At 38.6% G+C, this 1151-nt stretch carries 2 protein-coding genes and 1 pseudogene; 1 reads left to right on the top strand and 2 read right to left on the bottom strand.

Annotated features, from left to right (window positions below; translation table 11 throughout):
- Positions 1 to 431, top strand: a pseudogene (locus G4P69_RS38630) (hypothetical protein); the annotation flags it as partial.
- Positions 432 to 481: 50 nt separating this feature from the next.
- Here G4P69_RS38630 and G4P69_RS38625 read toward each other — a convergent pair.
- A complete protein-coding gene (locus G4P69_RS38625; RefSeq protein ID WP_279605584.1) occupies positions 482 to 679 on the bottom strand; it encodes a DMT family transporter in 198 nt (65 codons plus the stop codon).
- 48 nt (positions 680 to 727) lie between these two features.
- On the bottom strand, positions 728 to 1151 hold a 424-nt coding region (locus tag G4P69_RS38620; protein WP_208355320.1), incomplete at its 5' end, for an RtcB family protein.

The following is a 1151-nucleotide window of genomic DNA, read 5'->3' as shown; positions in this document are numbered from 1 at the left end:
AGAGAGTATTTCACATTTCTAATCCTCAATCTATCTCATGGCATCACTTTGTGAACTGGATGCATAATTTTGGCTATTCAATTCAACAAATTCCCTTTGAAGATTGGCTTTCTCAAGTGATGTTTCTTGTGCCAAATATGCCAGAAAATGCTTTATATCCCTTCTTATCTTTCTTAGAGGAAAAGCTTCCACCGCAACAACAGTCAATTCCTGAACTTTATTTTCAACCAAAATCTCTGCAATTTGATACTTTCAATACAGTTAGTGGGTTAGTCGGCAGTAATATTACCTGCCCACCTGTGGATAATAAACTACTGAATAATTACTTCTCTTACTTTATTGACTCGGGTTTCTTGTCACCTCCTCAATTCAATACTTCTCGTATTACTACAAAATTAATTCGTTCAAGTTCTCTCATTGAACACGCGTGAGTCGTCTAGAAAGTCAACACATTCTTGTTTGTACTTTAATGTCTGCTGTGCTAAGGAGTTCTGGCACTAAGGTTTAAACCAATCACGCCGATAATGACAAGTGAAATAGACATTATTTTCAGTACATTTACCGGTTCTTTAAACCAAAAAATACCTATGACAGCAATCAGAGAAGTTCCTAGACCAGACCAGATTGCATAAGCAATGCTTACGTCAATCTTTTTAAGTGCCATCGTTAACGCAGTCAAACTAATAATGATCTAATTTCATTGCTAGGATTGTTAGGATAAATGGATTTATCCTTTAACGCAAACCACTTGCTTAAGCGTCGCCACAATTTCAACGAGGTCAGATTGGCTGTTCATAACCTCATCTATCGGCTTGTATGCGCCTGGAATTTCATCCAAAACGCTTGAATCTTTACGACACTCTACACCTTTTGTTTGTTCAATCAGATCGTCAAGTGTGTAAACATTTTTCGCCTTATTCCGAGACAGCAAACGACCTGCTCCGTGAGAGCAAGAGCAAAAGCTATTAGCACTACCTTTTCCTTTAACAATATAGGATTTTGCTCCCATTGAACCAGGGATTATCCCATAGTCTTGTTCTGTTGCGCGTACAGCACCTTTACGGGTTACGTATACCTCTTCGCCAAAATGCACCTCCTTTTCGGCGTAGTTGTGATGGCAATTCACTTCTAGTAATGGCTTAGTCGGTTTA

The organism is Aetokthonos hydrillicola CCALA 1050, from assembly GCF_017591665.1.
Taxonomy (GTDB): domain Bacteria; phylum Cyanobacteriota; class Cyanobacteriia; order Cyanobacteriales; family Nostocaceae; genus Aetokthonos; species Aetokthonos hydrillicola.
Note: the sequence above shows the minus strand (reverse complement) of the source record. Positions and strands in the feature narration are given on the sequence as shown.